Raw genomic sequence first — 21,818 nt, 5'->3', positions numbered from 1 at the left:
TTATGCTGAAAGCTTTTCTCGTATATTGATAAACTAATCCATCAAGCCTGCTCCAGGGACCATCGCCCGACCTCATCGCGGACAATCTCCAGCACCTTCCGGCGCCGCTCTTCGTTCATCCGCGACGCAACGGACGCCACGCTGATGGCGGCATGCTCACTGGAACCGGGCACCCGAAAGGCGATTCCGACCGCGGAAACTTCCGGTACGATGCGACCCTCGTTCACCGAATAGCCATGTTCCCGGGCCTGCTCCAGCCACTGCTCCACCTCGTCGCGGGTGATACCGGAATAACGGGGATAGCGGGGGGCATTCAGCTCCACCATGCGCCGGGCCTCCGGCTCCGGCAGCGCCGCCAGCAGGGCCATGGCGGCGGCCCCGATCCCCAGCGGACGGCGGGCGCCAGCCACCAGGGTGTTGGCGGTCACCGGGTAGGTCCCTTCGGCAACGTCAATACAGACGGCGTCGCGATTCGCACGGATACTCAGGTAGGTGTAATCTTCAGTACGGACGGCGATACGACCGAGCACCGGCTGCAGGGCGTGCCGCAACTGAAGATCCGGCGCCACCTCCTGGGCCGATTCCGCCATGCGCAGCAAGTCGAACCCCACATGGTAGGTCTTGGCATAGGGATCGAAGGTGAGCAGCCCCTCGCTGGCCAACCCGGTCAGCAGGCGGTGGGCGGTGGCGGTGTTCATGCCCACTTCACGGGCAATATGGGACAGGCTGCCACCGGTGGGGAAGACGGTGGCGACGGCCCGCAGCAGGGTGCAGGCCTTGGTGAGCGTGGTACTGCCGCCGGGGGATTTGCGGGATGTCGCCGGGGTATCTCCTGGGTTGGCCATGGATGCTTCCTTAGTGTTCTCGAAATGTAGGAAAATTTTATCGTATTTCAATAAAAATAACGACGAGACCCTTCCATGAACCCTCCCCTTAAACCCCGCTTCAGCCTGGTAGGACGATATTCGCTGTTGTCGCTGACCCTGATTGTCGGCGCCGTGGCCGTGCTCAGCAGTCTCTACGCCGCCGTGGCGGATTCCGTCACCGAGCGTCTGGCGGGGGAGCGCCTGGAGGCCCAGGTAGCCGGCACCGCCAACCGGCTGACCAACTTCATCGAAAACCGCATCTACCAGCTGGAAACCCTGTCCACCCACCCTTCCATGCCCCTGTACCTGAACTACACCGATGCGGTACCGGACGGGGTGCGGGAACTGGTGCGGGTGGAGGCGGATTCGCCGGACCTCTACGGCATCCTGTTCTTCAATGACGGCAACGAGCTGACCGAGGTGGTGCCGGGCCAGGCGGCCTCCGGCCAGCCCTACTGGGGCCGCAGCGGCTGGGGTATCCGGGGTCTGCCGCTGGTGATGATGGCCAACAGCGAGGTGATCGGCCCCCGCATTGGCGACGGTGCCAGCCCCGGCTGGCTGCTGATCCGACAGCCGCTGCGGGAGACGGGGGAACAGCCGGTGTCCGGGTCCATTGCCCTGCATGTGCGGCTGGCCTCCCTCACCGAGCTTATGCGCACCGAGAACCTGGCCGGCGTTCTGCGCCCCTACCTGAGGACGCCGGCGGGCGAACTGCTGGAACCCACGGGCAACCGCCTGGACACCGTTCCCGAGGAACTGCGCACGGGTCCGGAGGTGTTGCCGGGGTGGCGCATCGACTACCAGGTGGCCGCCAGCGATATCCTCAGCCCGCTGCGCAGTGCCCAGCTCGGCCTCTACGCCCTGGCCGGGGTGATGGCCCTGGGCACGGTGGCCCTGTTCTGGGCCCTGGCCCGCAGCCTGCGCCGCCGGGTAACCCGACTGGTGCAGGGGGCGGAAACCCTGGCCAGCGGTGACCTGAATTTCCGGCTGCAGGCGCCGAAGAACGACAAGGACGAGATCGACGTGCTGGCCCACGCCTTCAATGCCATGGCCGACCGCCTGCAGGAACTGATTGGCCGTACCGTGCAGGCGGAGAAGATGGCCGTGCTGGGGGAATTCGCCACCGGCGTGGCCCATGAGGTACGTAACCCCCTGGCCACCATCAAGCTGACGGTACAGGCCCTGGAAAAAGGGGAACCGGATGATGAACGGCGTGAACTGCTGGTGTCCGTGGAATCGGAAATCGACCGCCTGAACCGGGTGGTGGGGGACCTGCTGGACTACGGCCGGCCCGTGCCCGGTGAGCCCCAGCGAGTGGAGATCCGGCGGATCTTCCGTCATGCCACGGTGCTGACCTCCGGCCTGGCGGAACAGCGGCAGGTGACTGTGTCCGCCACCGGCGATTCCCGACTGGCCATCGTGGCCAGCCCCGACCAGGTCATCCAGTGCCTGGTGAACCTGCTGGCCAATGCCATCGAGGCCTGCGATGCGGGCGGCACGGTGCACCTGAGGGCCTTCCGCAATGGCGACCGCATCCACGTGGACATCACCGACAACGGCTGCGGCATGGAACCGGATACTCTGAGACAGGTCACCGAGCCCTTCTTCACCACCCGGCAGGAGGGCACCGGCCTGGGCCTGAGCATTACCCGCCAGCTGATCGAGCTGAACGGAGGTGACCTGCATATCCACAGCGTCGAGGGAGAAGGCACCACAGTGTCCGTCACCCTGCCCGCCGCAAACAGTGATAACCTAGACTCAACAACACCAGAACAACCACAAGAACCACTGCCTGACCATGACCGCCATGCGCTCACAGATCCTGATCGTTGACGACGAGAAGAGCTTTGTCCGCTCCATGGGCTTTGCCCTCAGCGAGGCCGGCTTCCGCACCCTCAACGCCCATACCGGTGAAGAGGCCCTGGAGTTGCTGGCGGAACACACCCCGGACCTGATGCTGCTGGACCTGCGCCTGCCGGGCATGGATGGCATGGACGTGCTGGCGGAATCCGTGCGTCTGCACCCGGACCTGCCGGTGGTGATGATCTCCGCCCATGGCGATACCCGGGCGGCGGTGCAGGCGGTCAAGGCCGGCGCCACCGACTACCTCACCAAGCCCTTCGCCCTGGATGAACTGCTGCACCTGATCCGCTCCATCACCGAACGCCGACAGATGCAGGACGAACTCACCTATCATCGCAGCCGCAGTGCCAACGCCTCCGGCCTGGTGGGGTCCAGCACCGCCATGAAGCGGCTGTGGGAGACCGTGCAGCGGGTGGCGGCCAGCAGTACCGGGCGCATCCTGCTACTGGGGGAATCCGGCACCGGCAAGGCGGTGGTGGCCCGGGCCATCCACCAGCAGAGCCCCCGGGCCGGGCGGGCCTTCGTGGAGATCAACTGCGCCGCCCTGCCGGAGCAACTGATCGAGGCCGAGCTGTTCGGTGCGGAGAAAGGGGCCTACACCGGCGCCCATCAGAAGCGGACCGGCCTGGTGAGCCTGGCCCACGGCGGCACCCTGTTCCTGGACGAGATCGGCGAGCTGCCTTTGGCCCTGCAGGCCAAGTTCCTGCATTTCCTGGAGAATGGCGACTACCGCCCGGTGGGGGCCACCACCAGCCAGACCTCGGACGTACGAGTGGTGGCGGCCACCAACCGCTCCCTGGAGGAGGAGGTCCGGGCGGGTCGCTTCCGGGAGGACCTGTTCTTCCGACTCAACGTGATCGAGCTGACCATTCCACCCCTGCGGGAACGGGGGGAAGACCTGGGGGAGCTGCTGGATGTGTTCATCGAGGCCCAGGCCCGGGAGGAAGGCTGTCGCCCCATCGCCGTGCCCCCGGAAACCCTGGAGCGTCTGTCCGCCTACAGCTGGCCCGGTAATGTGCGCGAGCTGCGCAACCTGGTGGAACGGCTGACCATCCTGCACCCGGGCCAGCGCATCCGCCCGGGCCAGCTTCCCGCCGAATTCCAGCCGGCCAGCGATGCCGCCCCGTCGCCCCGGGGGACCTCCCTGGAAGCACAACTCCAGGACACGGAGCGGGAGATGATCCAGCGGGCCCTGGAACAGACCGATGGCCACAAGGGCCGGGCCGCGGAACGGCTCGGCATGTCCCGCCACGCCTTCAAGCGCCGCCTGCAGCGACTGGGGCTCTCCTGACGCTCCTGAAATGAGCGATTTCCGCCCATAATCCATCACCATGTTGAGCGGATTCCGCTCATTCTGCGCCCCTGCGGATACCGATCAGCTCTTCGTCACCCGCGAAACGCCGGTGACAGGCGATCACCGGCGCGTTGGTCCCGGTTTTGCTACACATTCCCAGCGAAACAACAATAACCACCTGACCCGATCAGGAGACCGACGTGCGGAAACACCGAAGCCGTCATCGCCAGCCACATGCCATACAGCCACGGCCCCGTTCCGGTCGCCGGTTCCGGCGACTGTCCGTCGTCCTGTTGTATCTCTGCGTGGTGCCACTACTCCATGCCCTGCCAGACACCACACCGCCGGTAGGACGGGTGGAACTGGGCGCCGCCGAGGGCGAAGCCGACGCCACCATCGCCTGCATGTACCCCATGACCGGACGTTCCGCCAGCTATGGCCGCGACAGCATCGTGGGTATTCGCCTGGCGCTGGAGGAACTGGCGGCCACCCCGGATGCCCCCCGGCTGCGGGTGATCGTGGATGACTCCCGTTCCAAGGCCTCCTTTGCGGTGCGCATGGCCGAGGACTTCATCAGCCAGGATAACGCCAATATCCTCTGTGGCATGGTCAGCTCCGGCGTGGGCATGGCGGTAAGCCGGCTGGCCCGGGAAAAACAGGTCATCATGGTGGGCACCGACCATGCCTCGTCCCGGGCCACCCTGGAGGAAGGCCATGACTACTACTTCCGCGTGTCCAGCGATACCTGGACCTCCCACGCCGCCGGCGCCCGCTATCTCAAGGACCTGCAGGACGCCACTGGCTGGCGCAAGCTGGCCTTCCTGGGGCCGGACTACGAGTATGGCCGGGTGGCCTGGCGCGACCTGAAGCAGGCCCTGGCCCAGAACAATGTGAGCTTCGAGCAGACCGGCACCTACTGGCCCCGGCTGTATGAGCCGGACTACTCCCTCTATATCCAGTCGCTGCTGGAATCGCCGCCGGATGTGCTGGTGGTGGCCCTGTGGGGGGGCGACTTCACCGCCTTCCTGGAACAGGCCCGCACCACGAGGCTGTTCGACCAGATGCGAGTGGCCAACTTTGACACTGGGGGCGACTACGAGACCCTGGTGGCCCTGGGTGACAACCCGCCGCCGGGCCTGATCCTGTCCGCCCGTCATCATGTGAACTGGCCGGATACCGCGGCCAACCGGTCGTTCGTGGGGCGCTTCCACGAGCTGTCCGGCCGTTACCCCAGCTACTCCGCCCAGGGCGCCTATGCCGGCGTACTGGCCGTTGCCAACGCGATCCGCAAGGCCGGTGATGTCACTGACACCCCGGCCATGATCCACGCCCTGGAGGGCCTGGAGATCCCCCTGCCCAAGGACCCCTACGGCTTTACCTCCTATATCGACCCGGACACCCACCAGATTGTCCAGGCCCAGGCCATTGGCACACCGGTGGCCAGTGATCGCTTTCCGCCCGCCCGGATATTGCTGGGCAACTGGCGGATCTACGATGCCGAATCCCTCAAACCGTCCGCCGCCCTCATCCGGGAGCGACGCGGTGAAACCGGTGGCTGACCGCCACCCTGTCAATCCATGCAGCATCCGAACCGAGCACAACAACAAACAAGGAGCACGCCATGACAACCCAACAACCAAAAACACTGAAAAGAACCCTGCTGTCGGTGGCCCTGGCCTCCGTCGGCCTGATGGGCCTGGCCGGTAGCGCCAGTGCCCAGGACGACACCTTCAAGGTGGGCTTTGTCACCTTCCTGTCCGGCGGTGCCTCCGGGCCCTTCGGTGTTCCCGCCGCCCAGGGCGCGGAAATCGTGATCAAGGCCATCAACGAGGGTACCCTGCCGGCCCCCTACAACACCAAGGGGGTTAACGGCCTGACCCTGGAGTCCGTGGTGGTGGACGAGGCCGGCGGCCCCACCAAGCAGGTGGAGGAATACCGCAACCTGGTGCAGCGCCAGGACGTGAACGCGGTGATCGGCTACATCTCCTCCGGTGACTGCCTGGCGATCGGCCCGGTGGCGGAGGAAATGGAGATGTTCACCATCGCCTTCGACTGCGGCACGCCCCGCCTGTTCCAGGAAGTGGAGAACCCCACCTACCTGTTCCGTACCGGCCTGGACGCGGTGGCCGACAACGTGGGTGCGGCCCGCTACCTGGCGGAGACCCACCCCAATGCCAGTCGCATTGCCGGCATCCAGCAGAACTACGCCTGGGGCCAGGACTCCTGGCAGGACTTCACCCTGGCCATGGAACAGTTGATGCCGGAGGCGGAGATCGTCAATAACCAGACGCCGCAGATCTTCCAGGGCAGCTACGGCACCGAGATCTCGGCCCTGCAGACCCGCCGCCCGGATATCATCCACTCCTCCATGTGGGGCGGTGATATGGAATCCTTCGTGGCCCAGGCCAACGCCCGTGGCCTGCTGGCCCAGGCTACCGCCCTGCTGACCACCGGCGAATCCGGCCTGCACCGGTTCGAGGGCCAGGCGCCCAACGGCACCATCCTGGGTGGTCGTGGGCCCTTCGGCGGCTTCATGCCGGAGAATGAGCTGAGTGACTGGTTCAGCGAGGCCTACGAGGAAGAGCACGGCACCCCGCCCAGCTACCCGGCCTCCAAGGCGGCCCAGGCCATCCTGGCGCTGAAATACGCGGCGGACAATTCCGGGGCCGACGGAATACCCAGCCCGGAACAGCTGGCTGCCGCCCTCAAGGGGGCCGAGTTCCCGTCCGTCTCCGGTACCGTGCGCATGGCGCTGGCCGATGGCCATCAGGCACTCCAGCCCATGTACTACGGCGAATACCACTATGAAGACGGCGAGGCATCACTGCGCAATGTCCGCTCGTTCCCGGGTGAATGCGTCTCCGCCCCGGATGGCCAGAACCCCCAGGAATGGATCAAGGCCGGCTTCCCCGGCGCCGACTGCGACTGATCCATTCACCGACCTGACCGCCGGCGGCCCTGCGCCGCCGGCGCGTTCCAACCTGGGAGAAGTAACCGATGTTAACGGTCTGGGCGATCCTGATTGACGGATTTATCTATGCCTCCTGGCTGTTCCTGGTGGCGGCGGGGCTGACCGTCATCTACGGCGTCATGCGAATCCTGAACATGGCCCACGGCAGCCTCTATGCCCTGGGCGCCTACGCGGCGGCCTCGGCCCTGGGCTGGTACTACGCCGACGGTGGCGACCAGTTATGGATGGCCTTCGCGATCATTGCGGTGTCGGCCATCCTGATTGGCGCGGTCACCGGCCTGATTATCGAGCGGGGCCTGCTGCGGCTGATGTACGGTCGCGACGAAATCCTGATGCTGATCATCACCTTCGCGGTGCTGCTCATCCTCGAGGATGTGATGAAACTGATCTGGGGTACCACGCCCTATTTTGCCTACCAGCCCTATGCCGCCATGGGACGCATCAGCATTGATGTGCTCACGGTCTCCCTGTACGACATCTCATTGATGGGCCTGTCCGTGGTCATCGGCCTGGGACTCTGGTTCTGGCTCGAGCGTACCCACATGGGCAAGATCCTGCGATCCATCATCCATGATCGGGAGGTCTCCGAGGCCATGGGCGTGAACGTGCGCCGCATGTTCACCATCACCTTCATGATCGGCGCCACCCTCGGGGCCATTGCCGGCGGCGCCACCGCCCCGATCATCTCCGTGGTGCCCGGCATTGGTATCGAGGTGATCGTGCTGGCCTTCGCGGTGGTGGTCACCGGCGGCCTGGGCAGCATTACCGGGGCTGCTGTTGGCGCGGTGATCGTGGGGCTGGCCCGGGCCACCTCCATCCACACCATGCCGGAGCTGGAGCTGTTTATTATCTACGCGGTGATGGCCGCGGTGCTGATCTTCCGTCCCCATGGCCTCTTCGGCCAGGCTGTTGCGAGGAAAATCTGATGAAGCCGGAAAGAACCGAACTGTCACTGATCGGCGTTGCCATCGCCGTGGCTGTGCTGGCCCAGTTCAGTCCCAACTGGCTGGTGTTCACCCTGACCCTGGCCATTTCCACCGCGCTGGTGGTGATGGGTGTGGTTATGCTGATGCGGGCCGGCCTGGTGTCCTTCGGCCAGGGCCTGTTCTTCTGCCTGGGCGGCTATGCCGTGGGCCTGGGCGGTCGTTTCCTGGGCATTACCGATGCCCTGGTGCTGATCGGCCTGGGGGTAATGGTCACCGTCGGGGTCGCCATGGTCCTGGGGCTGCTGATGACCCGTTACCGGGAGATCTTCTTCGCCATGCTGTCGCTGGCCTTTTCCATGATCCTCTATGGCATCCTGGTGAAAAGCCATGGCCTGGGCAGCACCGACGGCTTCGGCGTGGTGGACTGGACCCTGCTGGGCATGGTGCCGGGTGAGGGCCAGACCAGCATCACCGCGCTGATGCTGGCCATTGTGCTGGCACTGGCGATTGCCCTGTTCCTCAACCGCTACTTCCGCTCCAGCATCGGCCTGGCCTGCGAAGCGATCCGGGAGAATGAGGTGCGGGTGGAGTACATGGGCATCTCCCACCGCAAGGTGCTGTATATCAATTACGTGCTGGCCGCCGCCGTGGGCTCGGTGGGTGGTTCCATGACCGCCCTCGCCGCCGGCCACGTGGACCCCACCATGGCCTACTGGACCGTGTCCGGGGAGTTCGTGTTCATCGCCATCCTCGGCGGTACCGGCCACGTGGCGGCGCCATTCATCGCCGCACTGATCTTCACCCTGGTGCGCACCTACGCCGTGGAACTGGCCCCGAATGCCTGGCAGATGATTCTGGGCATCGTACTGCTGCTCATTATCCTGTTCCTGCCCAAGGGCATCTGGAGTCTGTTCACCCGCAAGAAAGGGGCCGCCCAATGACCGAGATACTCAGGACCGAAGGGCTGTCCCGCTATTTCGGGGCGGTGACGGCCGCCGAAGACATCAACGTGACCATTTCCGAAGGGGAAATCGTTGGCGTGATCGGCTCCAACGGGGCCGGCAAGACCACCTTTATCAACATGGTCACCGGTTACCTGCCCCCGTCACAGGGCTCCATTGCCTTTGACGGAACGCCCATCAAGGGGCTGGGGCCCCGCAAGCTGATGCGCAAGGGCCTGACCCGATCGTTCCAGATTCCCCAGCTTTTCCTGGAGTTGCCGGTGATCGACAACCTGGCCATCGCCCTGGCGGCCGCCGAGCAGCGCCAGTTCCAGATGATTCGCCCGGTGCGGACACCGGAGCGCCTGAAAGCGGCGAATGACATCCTGGAACAGATGAACATCAGCCGCTACCGGGACGAGATGGTCACCGCCATGCCACAGGGGGCGCGCAAACTGCTGGACATTGCCATCGCCATGCTGGGCAACCCCCGCATGCTATTGCTGGACGAACCCACCAGCGGCGTCAGCATGGAGGAGAAATACACCCTGATGGACACGGTAATGGACGCCGTGCGCCAGCGGGGGCTCACCGTACTTTTCGTGGAACACGATATGGAGATCGTCCAGCGTTACGTGACGCGGGTACTGGCTTTTGCCAGCGGTGTCGTGATCAAGGACGGTCCGGTGGACGAGGTACTGGCCGATGCAAAAGTGCAGGAGCTGGTCACCGGCAAGCAACACAGGACACCAGAAAAAGAGGGAGATACCTGACATGAGCCTGGAAATCGCCAACCTGGATGTCTCCATTGAGGGCATCGGTATCCTCAGGGACGTGAACCTGACCATCCCCACCGGGGAGATGGCCGGCCTGATCGGCCTCAACGGTGCCGGCAAGACCACCCTGATCCGGGCCGTGATGGGGCTGCTGCCGTCAGACCGGGGCAGCATCGCCTTCAAGGGCGAGGACCTCACCCGCCAGCCTGCCTACCGCCGGGCGGACATGCGCATCAGCTACATGCCCGAGGACCGGCGGCTTATCCCGGAGCTGACGGTGACCGAAAACATGCTGATGCCCGCCTGGGCCAACAAGATCCGCGATGGCGAGCAGCGCCTGAAGTGGGTGTACGAGCTGATGCCGGAAATCGCCGACTTCGGCGAGCGCAAGGCCCTGCAACTGTCCGGCGGCCAGCAGAAGCTGGTGGCCCTAGGCCGGGCGCTGATTCCGGGCCGCGAAATGATCCTGCTGGACGAGCCCTTTGAAGGTGTCGCTCCGGTGCTGGCAAAGCGCCTGTCATCCGTGATCGGCGACCTGCGGGGCGAAGGCCTGACCGTACTGATCGCCGAATCCGACGACGCCCATTCCGCCGATCTGGTGGACAGCACCTGGCAGATCGAGCGGGGGGAAGTTTCACAGGGGCGCCGGGATCGTTCAGAATCATCCGATGACTGATCGATCCGCAACAAGGAGACTCACCATGAAAATCAGAGCCGCCGTATTACAGGCCATTGGCGCCGAACGGCCTTTTAACGAGACCCGGCCACTGGTCATCGAGGAACTGGAACTGGACCCGCCCGGGGACAACGAGGTGCTGGTGGAAATCAAGGCCGCCGGCCTGTGCCATTCCGACCTGTCGGTGATCGACGGCAACCGCCCGCGCCCGGTGCCCATGGCCCTGGGCCACGAAGCCGCCGGCATCGTCAAGGAAGTGGGCAACGGCGTTCGCGACCTCAAACCGGGTGACCATGTGGTGGCGGTATTCGTGCCCAGTTGCGGACACTGCGAACCCTGCGCCGAGGGCCGCCCTGCCCTCTGTGAGCCGGCCGCGAAAACCAACAACGCCGGTACCCTGGTGTGCGGCGAGCATCGCCTGCACCGGGCCGACGGCACTGCCGTCAACCATCACCTGGGCGTGTCCGCCTTTGCCGACCACGCGGTGGTGGCCCGGGATTCCCTGGTGAAAGTAGACCCGGAACTGCCCCTGCACCACGCCGCCCTGTTCGGCTGCGCGGTGCTGACCGGGGTCGGCGCCTCCATCAATTCCGCCGATATCAGGCCCGGCCAGACCGTGGCGGTGATCGGCCTGGGGGGCGTGGGTCTGAACAGCGTGCTGGGGGCCCTGGTGGCCGGCGCCGGCGAGGTGATCGCCGTGGACCTGGACGAGGGCAAGCTGGCCCTGGCGAAGGAACTGGGGGCCACCCATACTTTCAATTCCGCCGAGGAAGGCTGTGTCGACAAGATCAAGGCGCTGACCAACGGCGGCGTGCACTGCGCCATCGAGATGGCCGGTTCCGAGAAGGCCCTGGAGTTTGCCTACCAGATCACCCGTCGCGGCGGTACCACGGTGACCGGCGGCCTGGCCCATCCGGAGAAGAAGGTGGCCATCCAGCAGGTCAGCATCGTGGCGGAGGAACGCACCCTCAAGGGCAGCTATGTGGGTAGCTGCGTGCCGGTGCGGGATGTGGCCCGTTACGTCAGCCTGTTCCGCCAGGGCAAGCTGCCGGTGGACAAGCTACTCACCGACACTCTGACCCTGGACCAGATCAACGAAGGCTTTGAAAAACTCGCCGCCGGCAAGGCAGTCCGGCAGGTGATTCTGTTTGACTGAAGATTTGTAATTAAGGACTACACTTAGACCAGATTTTTTCTCCCTTGCACCACCCCACCGGCGTCGCGCCCGAGCGTCGCCGGTGATCGAACACAACAACAATCAATGCAAACAAGGAGAACAACCATGCCCTTCAAACCCTCTATCCTTGCCCTGTGCACCGGCACACTGATTGCCGGCCTCTCGGCCACCGCCATGGCCCAGCAAACCCCCATGGAAACCCTGCAGAGCGATGCCCCCACTAACTGGGGAAAATGGGGTGAGGACGACCAGGTGGGCGCCCTCAATTACCTGGGACAGACGGAAGTCCAGAACGGCGCCGCCGCCATCCAGAGCGGCAAGACCTTCACCCTGCAGATCCCCATGACCTCCGGCTCCGGGCCGGTGTTCCCGGGACGGGTACCAACGCAGCACTTCATGGCCACCGATGCCGGCGTGTACATGGCCGGCAAGGCCGAACCGGCGGCGGGGGGCATGAAGTACTCCGATGATGTGGCCTTCATGTACCTGCAGGGCACCACCCACGTGGATGGCCTGGCCCATGCCTGGTACGGCGACCAGATCTATGGCGGCAAGAGCGAGGCCACCTCGGTACACGGCCACACCCACGCGGACGTGGGCGAGATCGGGGAAAAAGGCATTGTTGGCCGTGCGGTGCTGCTGGACGTGGGCCGGCATATGGGCAGCGATGATCTGCACCGCCTGCCCACCAACACCTGCATCAACCTGGACGACCTGCAGGCCACCGCCGAGGCCCAGGGCACCACCATCAACAAGCGGGATATCCTGGTGATCCGCACCGGCTCCATCGCCCGTTTCTGGGAGGAGGAACCGGACGAGGAATGGAACGCCATGAACGAACCCGGTCTGTGCCACAGCCAGGAGCTCCTGAGCTGGCTTGACCAGATGGAAACGCCGATGATCGCCACCGACAATATCGCCGTGGAAAAGGTGGTACAGGAAATCGACGGGGAGACCTACATCATCCCGTTACACGGTGCACTGATGCGGGACATGGGTGTGGTGCTGTCGGAGATCTGGTGGCTGGATGACCTGGCGGCGGACAGCGCCGACGACGGTCAGTACAGCTTCCTGCTGGTGGCTGCACCACTGAAGGTGGAACAGGGCACCGGCTCACCGGTGAATCCGGTGGCCATCAAGTAATCCGCTCCGGGCCCTCCGTGGCCCGGCACATCAGCGAATTACCCAAACGGCACACCCGCTACTCCCGGTTGTCGTCGGCCGTCCCTTCGTCCCCATCGCCGGCGGCTTCCGGGTTCTCATACTCGTCCAGACTTTCCTGCTCGACATCCCGCTCAATGTCCTGCTGCTCCTCGCGGTAATCTCCCTTGAGGCGTTCCTCGTCCATCGGCAGGGGATCATTCGGCTGATTCGCCTGTTCCGTGGGCGACGGATCCGGCTGGTTGTCGCCCATGGGCCGGATGCCCTGACTTTCCGGCGTCGCCCAGGCCGCCGAGGTCACCAGAAGCATGGTGGTAATGGCAGCGGATAGTGACTTGTTCATGGCTCCTCCTTTGCTGTCAGAAACGGAGCCAGGCAGGGGGCGTGGGCACAATACAGCCCGCCTGCCCGGACAAACCTTTAAGTCAGTATATGGCGCCGGGCGGACGGGTTATAAAGGTCGTACAATTACCAATTCGACAGGGTCAGTGTCCGATCAGTGACGGACCACCACCTCAAAGCCGCCATAGATCAGCCGCTTGCCATCGAACGGCATGGGGTTTACATCCGGATGCAGGCGCGGGTCCTCCATCACCTGTTGCATGCCCCGGTCCCGGGTGTCCTTGTCCGGCCAGACAATCCAGGAAAACACCACGGTTTCGTCCGGCTGGCACTTCACCGCCATGGGGAAGGAGGTCACCTCCCCTTCCGGCACGTCGTCGCCCCAGCATTCCACGAACTCCGTGGCGCCATAGTCCCGGAACACCACCCCGGCATCACTGGCATGCTGGATGTACCTTTCACGGTTGGCGGTGGGTACCGCCGCCACAAATCCGTCGATATAGCTCATGGCTCTCTTCCTATTCGTCTTTGGGGGGCAGTTCCCGCACGGGCCGAACCTCGATGCTGCCCAGCCGGGCCGGTGGAATATGGCTGGCCAGTTGCAGGGCCTCGTTCAGGTCCCTGGCTTCAAGCAGATAGAAGCCGGCCAGTTGTTCCTTGGTCTCGGCGAAGGGGCCATCGGACAGCATCACCTCGCCGTCGCGAACCTTCAGGGTGGTGGCGCTTGCCACCGGCTCCAGCGCCTGGCCTGCCAGGAAATGATCGCCTTCGGTGAGTTTCTCGACACACCCCAGGCACTCCTGGTTCAGGTCGTGCCAGGCCTGTTCCGTCATATCGTTAACGGTGCTTTCCTGGTAATAGACCAGGGCGACATATTTCATGGGTTTATCTCCATTTCCGGTTTTCCGACGTTGATCATCCAGCCTATGCCAAAACGATCCACCACGACCCCAAAGCGCACCGCCCAGAACGTCTCCTCGAACGGCATCTGGATCGTGCCGCCGTCGGACAACTGCCGGAACACCTGCTCCGCCTGCTCGACTTCCTCGTACTCGAGTTGCACGCAGGCACCGGCGGGCGGTGTGTAGCACTCCGCGTTCATGTCACACCCCATGAGCCGACGATCCCGGATATTGACCACGCTGTGGGCGATCCGGTCCCGGGACTCCTCCGGTACCTCGGTGGCCACCGGGGTGTCCGAGAACGGGATCATCGCCTCCACCTCACCGCCCAGCAGGTCGGCGTAGAAGGTCATGGCTTCCCGGCACTGGCCCTTGAATACCAGATGAGTATTGACCTGCTTTGGCTGCCTGGCCATCAACGTCATAATCTATCCTCCCCGTTGTCGACTATGATTGAACCGGTTCAACTCCCTGGCCATCACACTCAGGGCTCCGGTTACACATCCAGGTCGGATAGCGACGGCGATATTCGACACCACGGGACATTTTTTTCAGGCGTCGGGCAGTTGATCCAGGCGTTTCTGCAGGAAGCGTCGCTCCGGCTCCTGGCGGGCCAGGGTCAGCGCCTGCTGGTAGGCGATCCTGGCCTGACTGTTGTCGCCATTGCGACGCAGGAGGTCGGCCCGGGCGGCGTGGTACAGATGGTAGCCCTGCAGGGCCTTTTCGCCGGCAAGCTCGTCCAGCAGTTCCAGCCCCCGGGCGGGCGAATCCCGCATGGCGATGGCCACCGCCCGGTTGAGGGCCACCACCGGGGTGGGCCACTGCTGGTAGAGCAGGCCATAGAGGGCGACAATGTCGTCCCAGTCCGTCGCCGCCGGATCGACGGGGTCGGCATGAGCTGCGGCGATGGCCGCCTGCAGGGTGTAGGGCCCCGGTCCGGGATGGGCCATGGCCCGCAACAGCCATTGTCGCCCCTGTGCGATCTGGTCCTGGTCCCAGCGGCTCCGGTCCTGCTCGTCCAGGGGGACCAGGTTGCCTTCGGCATCCTGGCGGGCCTCCCGGCGGGCATCATGCAGCAGCATCAGCGCCAGCAGGCCGAACACTTCCGGTTGGGGCAACAGCCGCGACAACAACGCCGCCAACCGGATGGCCTCGCTTGACAGGCTGACGTCCACCAGGACCTGTCCATCGCTGGCGCTGTAGCCTTCATTGAACATCAGGTACACCACCCGGAGCACCGGTGGCAGGCGCTCCGGCAGTTCCCGCTGCTCCGGGACCTCGTAGGGAATATCCGCCTCGCGGAGACTGCGCTTGGCCCGCACGATACGCTGGGCCACGGTGGCGGGTTTCTGCAGCAGGGCGCTGGCCACCTGCTCGGTGGTGAGACCACACATCTCCCGCAGGGTCAGGGCCAGTTGCGACTCCGGTGGCAGCAGGGGATGACAGCAGGTGAAAATCAGGCGAAGCAGGTCGTCCTCATAGACATCGACCTCCGCCGGCGCTGATCCTTCAGACTGCCACGCCAACTGGTGACTGTAGTCACGGGCGGTCTGGCGCCGGCGGATCTGGTCGATGGCCTTGTGGTGCCCGGTGCGCACCAGCCAGGCCACCGGGTTGTCCGGCACCGCCTGTTGCGGCCACTGGTGGAGCGCGGCGGCAAAGGCTTCCTGCAGGCACTCCTCGGCCAGCTCGAAGTCACCGGTCAGGCGTATCAGGCTGGCCAGGACCTGCCGTGAGTGCTGCTGGTAAAGGCGTTCCAGTTCCATGGTCTCTTTTCCTCGCCCACTTCAAGGGTAATTGTCGCCCCGGAATGGATATTTTTGCTCACAAAATCATCAGGGTTGGCCTATACTGTAGAGCTTCAGTACAGGCATCCACGGAACCCGATGTTATCGGGATTGTAAAGGAATCAGGCCAGAATACTCATGTCCGTCTCTCCTTCCAGACCCACGCCGCAACCCCACTGGGTTGTCCACATGAACCGGCGCAACCGGAGCTGGTCGTTTGTCGCCGTTTTCCTGACGCTGGCCAGCCATGTCTGGCTGGAGCAGCTGTCCCCGTGGCTCTACCCGGCCCTGGCCCTGAGTTTTCTGCTGTGGCCCCAGCTTGCCTACCTGCGGGCCCGCCAGTCGGAAAACTCCATGCATTCGGAGATCAATAACCTGGTCATCGATTCCGTGATCTTCGGACTGTGGATTGCCGGCCTGGGTTTCCCGGTGTGGATCACCTTTATCCTTGCCATCAGCACCACAATAAACCTGATGGTGTTCCGGGGACCACCGGGGGTGTTGCACGCCCTCGGGGGTCTGGTGGCAGGTATCGTATTCGGCGGCCTCTATGCCGGTTTCCGGTTCCTGCCGGATATCCACTGGTTCACCACCGTGCTGGCGGTAACCAGCATATCCCTGTATCTGTTGCTGGTGGGTTATGTCTCCTTCAGCCGCAACCAGGTGCTCTATCACGCCCGGGAACAACAACGTCTGACGGAACGGGAACTCAAGCAGCAGATTGAGGAAAACCGCCAGCTCCAGGAGAAGCTCCAGGACCAGGCCAACCGGGACCCGCTGACCGGCCTATACAACCGCCGTTACCTGGACGACAGTCTGCAGCGGGAAATCAGCCGCTGCCTGCGTCAGGGAGATCCGCTCAGCCTGGTGCTTATCGACCTGGACCACTTCAAGGCGGTCAATGACGACCATGGCCACAACGCCGGGGACCTGGTGATCAGCCAACTGGCCCTGGCGTTGACTACCCTGTCCCGGGCCAGCGACATTGTCTGCCGTTTCGGTGGCGAGGAGTTCCTGGTGGTGCTGCCGGGGACCGGACTGGAGGCCGCCGAGGCCCGGGCGGAGGAGTACCGACGCGTATTCGAGGGCACCCCGGTACCGGTGGATAATGCCAGCCTGTCGGTGACACTGTCGGCGGGAGTTGCCTGTAGCTACCGGGAAATCGCGCCGGACGAGCTGATCCGGTATGCGGACCAGGCCCTCTACCAGGCCAAGGAAACGGGCCGCAACCGAGTAGTCAGCCAGGCCCCCCTGACCGACGAACCCCAGATGGCCTGAAGACCGGGGCCCTGATCAGTCCCCCGGTGATTCACCCACCGCCCACTGTCTGGGAAAGCGCCGGATCCTAAGGGTCAGGAACACCCCCAGCAACAACACCAGGAAGGTGAACCCGAAGGCCACCCGGAAGCCGCCGCCCTCCTCGATCAGCCAGCCGGAGACCGCCGGGCCGATCAACTGCCCGGTGGCGAAGAACACCGTGACAAAACTGAAGGCGATGGGAATGTAGCGGGGCGCCACCTGATCCGTGGCACTGGCCTGAATCAGGGCGAACATGCCATTGACTGACAGGCCCATGACCAGAAAATGCAGGAAGAAGGTCACCAGGGACTGGTCCACCAGCGGCAGCCCCATGGCCAGGGTAACCAGCGCCAGGGAGCTGGTGAGTGCATTGCCCCGCCCCCAGTAATCCGACAGCCAGCCCCACAACGGACCCGCCGCAATGGACAGCAGGCCCATCATGGCCATGAAGGCGCCGGCCGTGGCCTCACTATGCCCTTCCGACACCATGAAACTGACCATGAAAATGGCCTGCACGATGTAGGTCACCCCGATGATGCCGTACACCGTGGCCACCGTGATCACCCGGCCATTGCGGTAGATCAGCCACTTGTCGGCGGAGGGGGGAGGCTCGGTGTCGCTGGTGGCCAGCCGTGGCGGGTCCTTGGCAAACACCGTGACCAGCACGGCTACAACCAGGGCCACAACGCCGAAGATGCCCCAGCTGACCCGCCAGCCGTTATTCCCGAACCAGTCGGTCATCAGTGGCACCAGGGCCCCGACCAGCAGCATGCCCAGGCCCACGCCACTGGTCATCAGGCCGATCACCAGGCCCCGCTTTTCCGGGAACCAGGTGGCCAGCAACGACACCATGGGTGCGAAGCTGAATGCGGTGCCAAACCCCAGCAGGGCCATCAGCGCCAGCAGCCAGCCATAGTGGGAGGCCAGCGTCAGCCCCGCGAAACCCACGGCAACGGTGACCAGGCCGAAGACGATGGTGAGCCTGGCGCCGAACCGGGCGGCGGCAATCCCGCCCGCCAGTACGAACGCCAGGTAGCCCAGGGCGGTAATGGTGCCAAGGATGCCCGCCTGCTGGTAGCTGAGGCCAAGATCCGCCTGCATCGGCGGCAGTATCAGGCCATAGGCCATGCGGGCAAAGGCGATCACCACGAGGCTGGTCAGCAGCCCGCAGATCACCATGATCAGCAGGTGGGGGCGTTCCGGGTTTGGAGACATCTGGACTTCCGTCGGCAAATTAGGGTGGGAGGCACCCCGCCATCACGGTGATGGGGCGCGGTGGATCAGCCATGGTTCCGGACGATTCGCTAGTGGCTGGCAGCCGTCCGGTCGTGACCGTTGTGCACTGGGCCGGCGCGGCGGTCGATGTCCTGTTGCAGGGACTTGCACAGTCCAAACCCGAAGGCCGCCTCGGCCACCACAAACAGTGGGCCGATCAACAGGCCCACGAGGTCATCCACGAAGGCGGGTTTGCGGCCCTCGTAGTAGTGTCCGATGAACTGGGCCACCCAGCCCACCACGAACAGGCCGATGCCCCAGGCCAGCCAGGCGGTGGTGGACAGCGCCGCCGCCTGCATGCCGGCCCACACCGCCAGGGCCATGAGCACGGCCATCACCAGGCCGAACCTCAGGTCCAGCACCAGGTAGTAAACCACGCTGGCCAGGGCAATGAACCAGATCGGCGCCATGGTGATACCCGCCACCTCGAAGCCCGGACGGGCCAGCAGGACGGCGATGGCCACCACGATCATGGGGATACCGATGAAATGGGTGATGATGTTGCGACGGTCGCGATGATAGCTGGCATAGTTGGCCAGCTGGTCGGTTATTGTTTTCATTGGGGGCACTCCTGATCAGGGGCCGGCCGGAACCTTTCCGACCGGCGCAGCCATTGATCAAGATAGCTGCCTACAGGAATAAATACCAGCCCCTGTGCCGATGCTATTTGCGTACCCAGCGACCATCCACCTGGATGTATTCCCCGCTGGGCGTCTTCTCGATCGCCTTCTTGCCGGCAACCGCTTCCACCTCACTGACGGCGATACCATGTTTCTCCGCAATACGGGCGTATTCCGCCCGGCGTGCGTCGTTGATGGCCTCCACGATCTCGGCGGCATCGCCACCCGGTGAAACCACCCCCAGATAACCGGTGGGCATTTCCCCCACCAAACCCTGGCTCTTGGCCTCATCCAGCCGGCCCTTGGCCTCATCCAGCGACATCGCCATGGCCGGCAGGGCAAGCGCCATGGCCATGAGCAGTGCGGTCGCGTATCTCAGCAGTGTCATCATGCAGCTCCTTGAAACCGTTAGGACCAGGCTCAGAACAGGCCCTGGTCAGTGAAGAGTTCATCCACTTCCCGGTCCACCTTGACGTAGATCTCATGCTGGATCTTGACGTTCAGGTTCACCGTGATCGGCTCCTTGGGAGCCGCCATCTGGACGGTCGGGGTACAGGCCGCCATCAGGGCGGCCAGCATCACCGTGACCATCGCCGCTCCCGCGCACGATCTGACCATAGAAACATCTCCTTTGTGGGATTTGGCCCGATTTCAACGGGCCCATCATTGATTATTCAGGGGCTCCCTGGGTTTCGACACCTTCCTGCATCAACCGTTCACGGACCCGTTCCTTCACCGCTTCGTTGACCCGACCGCTCAGTTGCAGGCTGGTCAGCAGTGCTGGTATGTCCTCCTGCAGGTTGATATTGAGCACGACCGGACGGTCGCTGTCCACCTCCGGACTGGACCCCCTGAGCTTCAGGTCCAGCAGCAGCGTGCCATCCTCATCATAGTTGATGCCACTTTCCAGTATCCGGTAGTGGAAGTTCTCCATGGCCCGGGCCACCAGCGCCATGGCGGCGTTCCCCTGTGCCATGCCCCGGAGCTTGTCCGCCGGCAGTTGCAGGCGCCCACCTGGCGGCAGGGCGGTAATCCGGCCATCGTCGATGCGCACACCTTCCGGCCCCACCACCACCGGCAGCCGGCCTTCCAGGGTGCCCTCACCGGCCAGGCCCTCGGTGGGGTAGAGGTTCATCAGGGCAGACAGGCGCATGCCCCGGACATCCACCGGCACGTGCAGGGGCATCTCCCCCAGGTTCCAGGTGGTTTGCGGGACACTCAGGCTGCCATCGGCAAAACCGGCCGACGCCTCGGTCAGGGTCAGGCGGCCCTGGCCCGGTGCGCCGGTAGCCGCCTCATAGTCGCCCCCGAGGCGGATGGGGCCGATGGGAACACCCGGATTGAGGCTCGCCAGTTCGAGGGATTCCGTGCCAACCGACAGACGGTCCCCCCGCCACCAGCCCCGGACCTCTCCGGACAGCCCCTGCCAGGCCATCGTCCTGTGCAGACCCGATGCCTGGTCGAAGCGGATCTCACCGGAGATATCAGGGCTCCTCTCCGGTGGCATGGCCAGGTTTGCGGTAACCTCCACGCGGCCCTTGTCCAGGGTCAGGGATTCCGGCCAGGTGGCAAGCGTCCCCGCCAGATGGTTGGCGTCATTGTCCGGCGTGAGCGCCATGGACAGGGCCGCCTCCAGTGCCCCGCCGGCGCTCCGCTCCACCTGGAACGGCATGACCGCCCCGGCGGCATTGCCCAGTTCGCCGTCGGCGGTCAGCGCCTGTTGCCAGCGCACGTCCGCCGTCATCTCCCAGGCCTGGGTAACCAGTCCCGGATAACGCAACTCATCTGCCGAGAGCGCCAGGGGGCCCTCGGCGCTGATCTGGCCATCCTCGAGCCTGACCACCAGGCCACCGGCCGAGAGGGCCACCCCGTCCAGCCACATCAGCGTGTCCCAGCCGAAGGCGTCCATATGGCGTACCCGGACCCTGGCGCCGGAAGCCAGGGTCAGGCGGGCGTCGGATGGAGCGACCACACCGGTGACCGGCAGCTCCGCCCGCAGGTCATTCAACAGCCATCCGGACTGCGACCAACGCTCCAGGGCGGCCGTCAGCCGCCCCCGGGTAATGTCCAGGCGCCAGGGGTCTCCGGTATGCAACACCACCTCGCCCTCGAACGCCGGCCCCGCCCCGCCCTCGGAGGTGAGCGACACCTTCATGGGCCACTGGCCGGGGGCCGGCTCTCCCCCGGGGGAAAACCGCAGGCTGGCGCTGGCGGGCACCAGCCGCTCCAGTTCCACCGCCATGGACCCGGGCAGCCACGGCCGGATACCGCTGACATGTACCTCACCACCGGTGATAGCGCTCGCCTGTACCCCGGACCCGAGGCGGACATCCCCCTGGATAGCCAGGGTCTGGCCATCCCGGGCCAGGGTGGCATCCACCTGCGCCCGGGCCTGTTCATCCTCCCGGTGGAACTCAAGCTGCCCCTGGAAACGACACTGGGAACCCTGACAGGGAAAGGACGCCTGCAACGACTCGATCTCCAGGTGCCGGGGCAACCAGAAGGGCATGGTATCCGGCAGAGTCAGTTCCAGGGCGCTGGCACCGCGATCGGTGGACGCCATCAGGGCCGGGGATGGAGAGGACGATGATGGCGGCTGGAGGCTGCCGGCCTGGGCGATACGGGTCGGGCCGGTCACCAGGGTATCCAGTTGCCAGTCCAGCCAATCCAGCGTGAGGCGGGGATCGGCAGCTTGCAGGGACAGCGAGCGGCCATTGCCGGACCAGACCATCTCCACGGAGCGGAAGGCAATCCGGTTCCAGCCAAGGTCGGTGCCGGAAAATTCGATACGCTCGATGCCCAGGTCCGCCAGCCGGGTCTGGACCAGTGACCAGCCACCCCAGGCAATACCGGCCAGCACAAGCAGGATAATCAGCAGGACGCGCAGGCTGCGATGGATGGTCAAGTCAAGGAGCCTCCCTCACACAAAACAGCATCCTACC

General features: G+C 64.6%; 22 protein-coding genes. 11 read left to right on the top strand and 11 right to left on the bottom strand.

The window, feature by feature from the left end; genetic code table 11:
- Window positions 1-41 precede the first annotated feature (41 nt).
- Window positions 42-845, bottom strand: coding sequence for an IclR family transcriptional regulator (locus tag RO069_RS13230; RefSeq protein ID WP_328188127.1), 804 nt, complete (start codon window positions 843-845; stop codon window positions 42-44).
- Window positions 846-920: 75 nt separating this feature from the next.
- On the opposite strand from RO069_RS13230, the gene RO069_RS13225 reads away from it, so the two are divergent.
- The 10 genes from RO069_RS13225 (at window position 921) to RO069_RS13180 (ending at window position 12,633) form a co-directional block, all read left to right on the top strand.
- Window positions 921-2,699, top strand: a complete 1,779-nt coding sequence (locus RO069_RS13225; RefSeq protein ID WP_328188126.1) for a sensor histidine kinase — start codon at window positions 921-923, stop codon at window positions 2,697-2,699.
- Entirely contained in the window at window positions 2,665-4,020 is a 1,356-nt protein-coding gene (locus RO069_RS13220) for a sigma-54-dependent transcriptional regulator (protein WP_328188125.1), read from the top strand. Before RO069_RS13225 ends, RO069_RS13220 begins: the two co-directional genes overlap by 35 nt.
- Window positions 4,021-4,223: 203 nt before the next feature.
- Window positions 4,224-5,582, top strand: coding sequence for an ABC transporter substrate-binding protein (locus RO069_RS13215; protein WP_328188123.1), 1,359 nt, complete (start codon window positions 4,224-4,226; stop codon window positions 5,580-5,582).
- Between the two features lie 62 nt (window positions 5,583-5,644).
- On the top strand, window positions 5,645-6,952 hold the full coding sequence (locus tag RO069_RS13210; RefSeq protein ID WP_328188121.1) for an ABC transporter substrate-binding protein: 1,308 nt from the start codon (window positions 5,645-5,647) through the stop codon (window positions 6,950-6,952).
- 68 nt (window positions 6,953-7,020) lie between these two features.
- Window positions 7,021-7,920 (top strand): branched-chain amino acid ABC transporter permease, encoded by a 900-nt coding sequence (locus RO069_RS13205; RefSeq protein WP_328188119.1) that lies wholly within the window; start codon window positions 7,021-7,023, stop codon window positions 7,918-7,920.
- Complete coding sequence (locus RO069_RS13200; protein ID WP_328188117.1) at window positions 7,920-8,861, top strand: branched-chain amino acid ABC transporter permease; 942 nt, start codon at window positions 7,920-7,922, stop codon at window positions 8,859-8,861. Before RO069_RS13205 ends, RO069_RS13200 begins: the two co-directional genes overlap by 1 nt.
- Window positions 8,858-9,634 (top strand): ABC transporter ATP-binding protein, encoded by a 777-nt coding sequence (locus RO069_RS13195; RefSeq protein WP_328188115.1) that lies wholly within the window; start codon window positions 8,858-8,860, stop codon window positions 9,632-9,634. The genes RO069_RS13200 and RO069_RS13195 overlap by 4 nt, the downstream gene beginning before the upstream one ends.
- 1 nt (window position 9,635) lies before the next feature.
- On the top strand, window positions 9,636-10,313 hold the full coding sequence (locus RO069_RS13190; RefSeq protein WP_328188114.1) for an ATP-binding cassette domain-containing protein: 678 nt from the start codon (window positions 9,636-9,638) through the stop codon (window positions 10,311-10,313).
- Window positions 10,314-10,338: 25 nt separating this feature from the next.
- The gene (locus RO069_RS13185) at window positions 10,339-11,469 is read left to right on the top strand and encodes a zinc-dependent alcohol dehydrogenase family protein (protein WP_328188112.1); all 1,131 of its coding nucleotides are present in this window, start codon (window positions 10,339-10,341) and stop codon (window positions 11,467-11,469) included.
- Window positions 11,470-11,595: 126 nt separating this feature from the next.
- Window positions 11,596-12,633 carry a cyclase family protein gene (locus RO069_RS13180; protein WP_328188111.1) on the top strand — a complete coding sequence of 346 codons (1,038 nt, stop codon included), beginning with the start codon at window positions 11,596-11,598 and terminating at the stop codon, window positions 12,631-12,633.
- A gap of 58 nt (window positions 12,634-12,691) precedes the next feature.
- On the opposite strand, the gene RO069_RS13175 is transcribed toward RO069_RS13180, so the two are convergent.
- From RO069_RS13175 to RO069_RS13155, 5 genes are all read right to left on the bottom strand, one after another.
- Window positions 12,692-12,994 carry a hypothetical protein gene (locus RO069_RS13175; RefSeq protein ID WP_328188109.1) on the bottom strand — a complete coding sequence of 101 codons (303 nt, stop codon included), beginning with the start codon at window positions 12,992-12,994 and terminating at the stop codon, window positions 12,692-12,694.
- Window positions 12,995-13,147: 153 nt separating this feature from the next.
- On the bottom strand, window positions 13,148-13,501 hold the full coding sequence (locus RO069_RS13170; RefSeq protein ID WP_328188107.1) for a DUF1428 domain-containing protein: 354 nt from the start codon (window positions 13,499-13,501) through the stop codon (window positions 13,148-13,150).
- Window positions 13,502-13,511: 10 nt separating this feature from the next.
- On the bottom strand, window positions 13,512-13,874 hold the full coding sequence (locus tag RO069_RS13165) for a YciI family protein (RefSeq protein ID WP_328188106.1): 363 nt from the start codon (window positions 13,872-13,874) through the stop codon (window positions 13,512-13,514).
- On the bottom strand, window positions 13,871-14,320 hold the full coding sequence (locus tag RO069_RS13160) for a VOC family protein (RefSeq protein ID WP_328188104.1): 450 nt from the start codon (window positions 14,318-14,320) through the stop codon (window positions 13,871-13,873). Before RO069_RS13160 ends, RO069_RS13165 begins: the two co-directional genes overlap by 4 nt.
- A 126-nt stretch (window positions 14,321-14,446) precedes the next feature.
- Window positions 14,447-15,661 carry an RNA polymerase sigma factor gene (locus tag RO069_RS13155; RefSeq protein ID WP_328188103.1) on the bottom strand — a complete coding sequence of 405 codons (1,215 nt, stop codon included), beginning with the start codon at window positions 15,659-15,661 and terminating at the stop codon, window positions 14,447-14,449.
- A 210-nt stretch (window positions 15,662-15,871) separates the two neighbouring features.
- Between RO069_RS13155 and RO069_RS13150 the strand changes: the two genes are divergently transcribed.
- A complete protein-coding gene (locus tag RO069_RS13150; RefSeq protein WP_328188101.1) occupies window positions 15,872-16,960 on the top strand; it encodes a sensor domain-containing diguanylate cyclase in 1,089 nt (362 codons plus the stop codon).
- A gap of 15 nt (window positions 16,961-16,975) precedes the next feature.
- On the opposite strand, the gene RO069_RS13145 is transcribed toward RO069_RS13150, so the two are convergent.
- The 5 genes from RO069_RS13145 to RO069_RS13125 form a co-directional block, all read right to left on the bottom strand.
- Window positions 16,976-18,196: an MFS transporter gene (locus tag RO069_RS13145; RefSeq protein ID WP_328188099.1), complete on the bottom strand. Its 1,221-nt coding sequence runs from the start codon at window positions 18,194-18,196 to the stop codon at window positions 16,976-16,978.
- A gap of 89 nt (window positions 18,197-18,285) precedes the next feature.
- The gene (locus RO069_RS13140) at window positions 18,286-18,816 is read right to left on the bottom strand and encodes an Mpo1 family 2-hydroxy fatty acid dioxygenase (RefSeq protein ID WP_328188098.1); all 531 of its coding nucleotides are present in this window, start codon (window positions 18,814-18,816) and stop codon (window positions 18,286-18,288) included.
- Window positions 18,817-18,919: 103 nt separating this feature from the next.
- Window positions 18,920-19,267: a YdbL family protein gene (locus RO069_RS13135; protein WP_328188097.1), complete on the bottom strand. Its 348-nt coding sequence runs from the start codon at window positions 19,265-19,267 to the stop codon at window positions 18,920-18,922.
- A gap of 29 nt (window positions 19,268-19,296) precedes the next feature.
- Complete coding sequence (locus RO069_RS13130) at window positions 19,297-19,494, bottom strand: YnbE family lipoprotein (RefSeq protein WP_328188095.1); 198 nt, start codon at window positions 19,492-19,494, stop codon at window positions 19,297-19,299.
- A gap of 52 nt (window positions 19,495-19,546) precedes the next feature.
- The gene (locus tag RO069_RS13125) at window positions 19,547-21,781 is read right to left on the bottom strand and encodes a YdbH domain-containing protein (RefSeq protein ID WP_328188093.1); all 2,235 of its coding nucleotides are present in this window, start codon (window positions 21,779-21,781) and stop codon (window positions 19,547-19,549) included.
- Window positions 21,782-21,818 lie beyond the last annotated feature (37 nt).

The organism is Marinobacter sp. OP 3.4, from assembly GCF_036224885.1.
Taxonomy (GTDB): Bacteria; Pseudomonadota; Gammaproteobacteria; order Pseudomonadales; family Oleiphilaceae; genus Marinobacter.
This window is presented reverse-complemented; position numbering and strand designations above follow the sequence as displayed.

Bases quoted from the DNA above. Each gene is read 5' to 3' on its own strand.
- RO069_RS13160 (WP_328188104.1), bottom strand. From the start codon at position 14,320: ATGACGTTGATGGCCAGGCAGCCAAAGCAGGTCAATACTCATCTGGTA.
- RO069_RS13130 (WP_328188095.1), bottom strand. From the start codon at position 19,494: ATGGTCAGATCGTGCGCGGGAGCGGCGATGGTCACGGTGATGCTGGCC.
- RO069_RS13205 (WP_328188119.1), top strand. From the start codon at position 7,021: ATGTTAACGGTCTGGGCGATCCTGATTGACGGATTTATCTATGCCTCC.
- RO069_RS13210 (WP_328188121.1), top strand. From the start codon at position 5,645: ATGACAACCCAACAACCAAAAACACTGAAAAGAACCCTGCTGTCGGTG.
- RO069_RS13200 (WP_328188117.1), top strand. From the start codon at position 7,920: ATGAAGCCGGAAAGAACCGAACTGTCACTGATCGGCGTTGCCATCGCC.
- RO069_RS13170 (WP_328188107.1), bottom strand. From the start codon at position 13,501: ATGAGCTATATCGACGGATTTGTGGCGGCGGTACCCACCGCCAACCGT.
- RO069_RS13225 (WP_328188126.1), top strand. From the start codon at position 921: ATGAACCCTCCCCTTAAACCCCGCTTCAGCCTGGTAGGACGATATTCG.
- RO069_RS13190 (WP_328188114.1), top strand. From the start codon at position 9,636: ATGAGCCTGGAAATCGCCAACCTGGATGTCTCCATTGAGGGCATCGGT.
- RO069_RS13145 (WP_328188099.1), bottom strand. From the start codon at position 18,196: ATGTCTCCAAACCCGGAACGCCCCCACCTGCTGATCATGGTGATCTGC.
- RO069_RS13230 (WP_328188127.1), bottom strand. From the start codon at position 845: ATGGCCAACCCAGGAGATACCCCGGCGACATCCCGCAAATCCCCCGGC.
- RO069_RS13175 (WP_328188109.1), bottom strand. From the start codon at position 12,994: ATGAACAAGTCACTATCCGCTGCCATTACCACCATGCTTCTGGTGACC.
- RO069_RS13140 (WP_328188098.1), bottom strand. From the start codon at position 18,816: ATGAAAACAATAACCGACCAGCTGGCCAACTATGCCAGCTATCATCGC.
- RO069_RS13180 (WP_328188111.1), top strand. From the start codon at position 11,596: ATGCCCTTCAAACCCTCTATCCTTGCCCTGTGCACCGGCACACTGATT.
- RO069_RS13195 (WP_328188115.1), top strand. From the start codon at position 8,858: ATGACCGAGATACTCAGGACCGAAGGGCTGTCCCGCTATTTCGGGGCG.
- RO069_RS13165 (WP_328188106.1), bottom strand. From the start codon at position 13,874: ATGAAATATGTCGCCCTGGTCTATTACCAGGAAAGCACCGTTAACGAT.
- RO069_RS13220 (WP_328188125.1), top strand. From the start codon at position 2,665: ATGACCGCCATGCGCTCACAGATCCTGATCGTTGACGACGAGAAGAGC.
- RO069_RS13185 (WP_328188112.1), top strand. From the start codon at position 10,339: ATGAAAATCAGAGCCGCCGTATTACAGGCCATTGGCGCCGAACGGCCT.
- RO069_RS13135 (WP_328188097.1), bottom strand. From the start codon at position 19,267: ATGATGACACTGCTGAGATACGCGACCGCACTGCTCATGGCCATGGCG.
- RO069_RS13155 (WP_328188103.1), bottom strand. From the start codon at position 15,661: ATGGAACTGGAACGCCTTTACCAGCAGCACTCACGGCAGGTCCTGGCC.
- RO069_RS13150 (WP_328188101.1), top strand. From the start codon at position 15,872: ATGAACCGGCGCAACCGGAGCTGGTCGTTTGTCGCCGTTTTCCTGACG.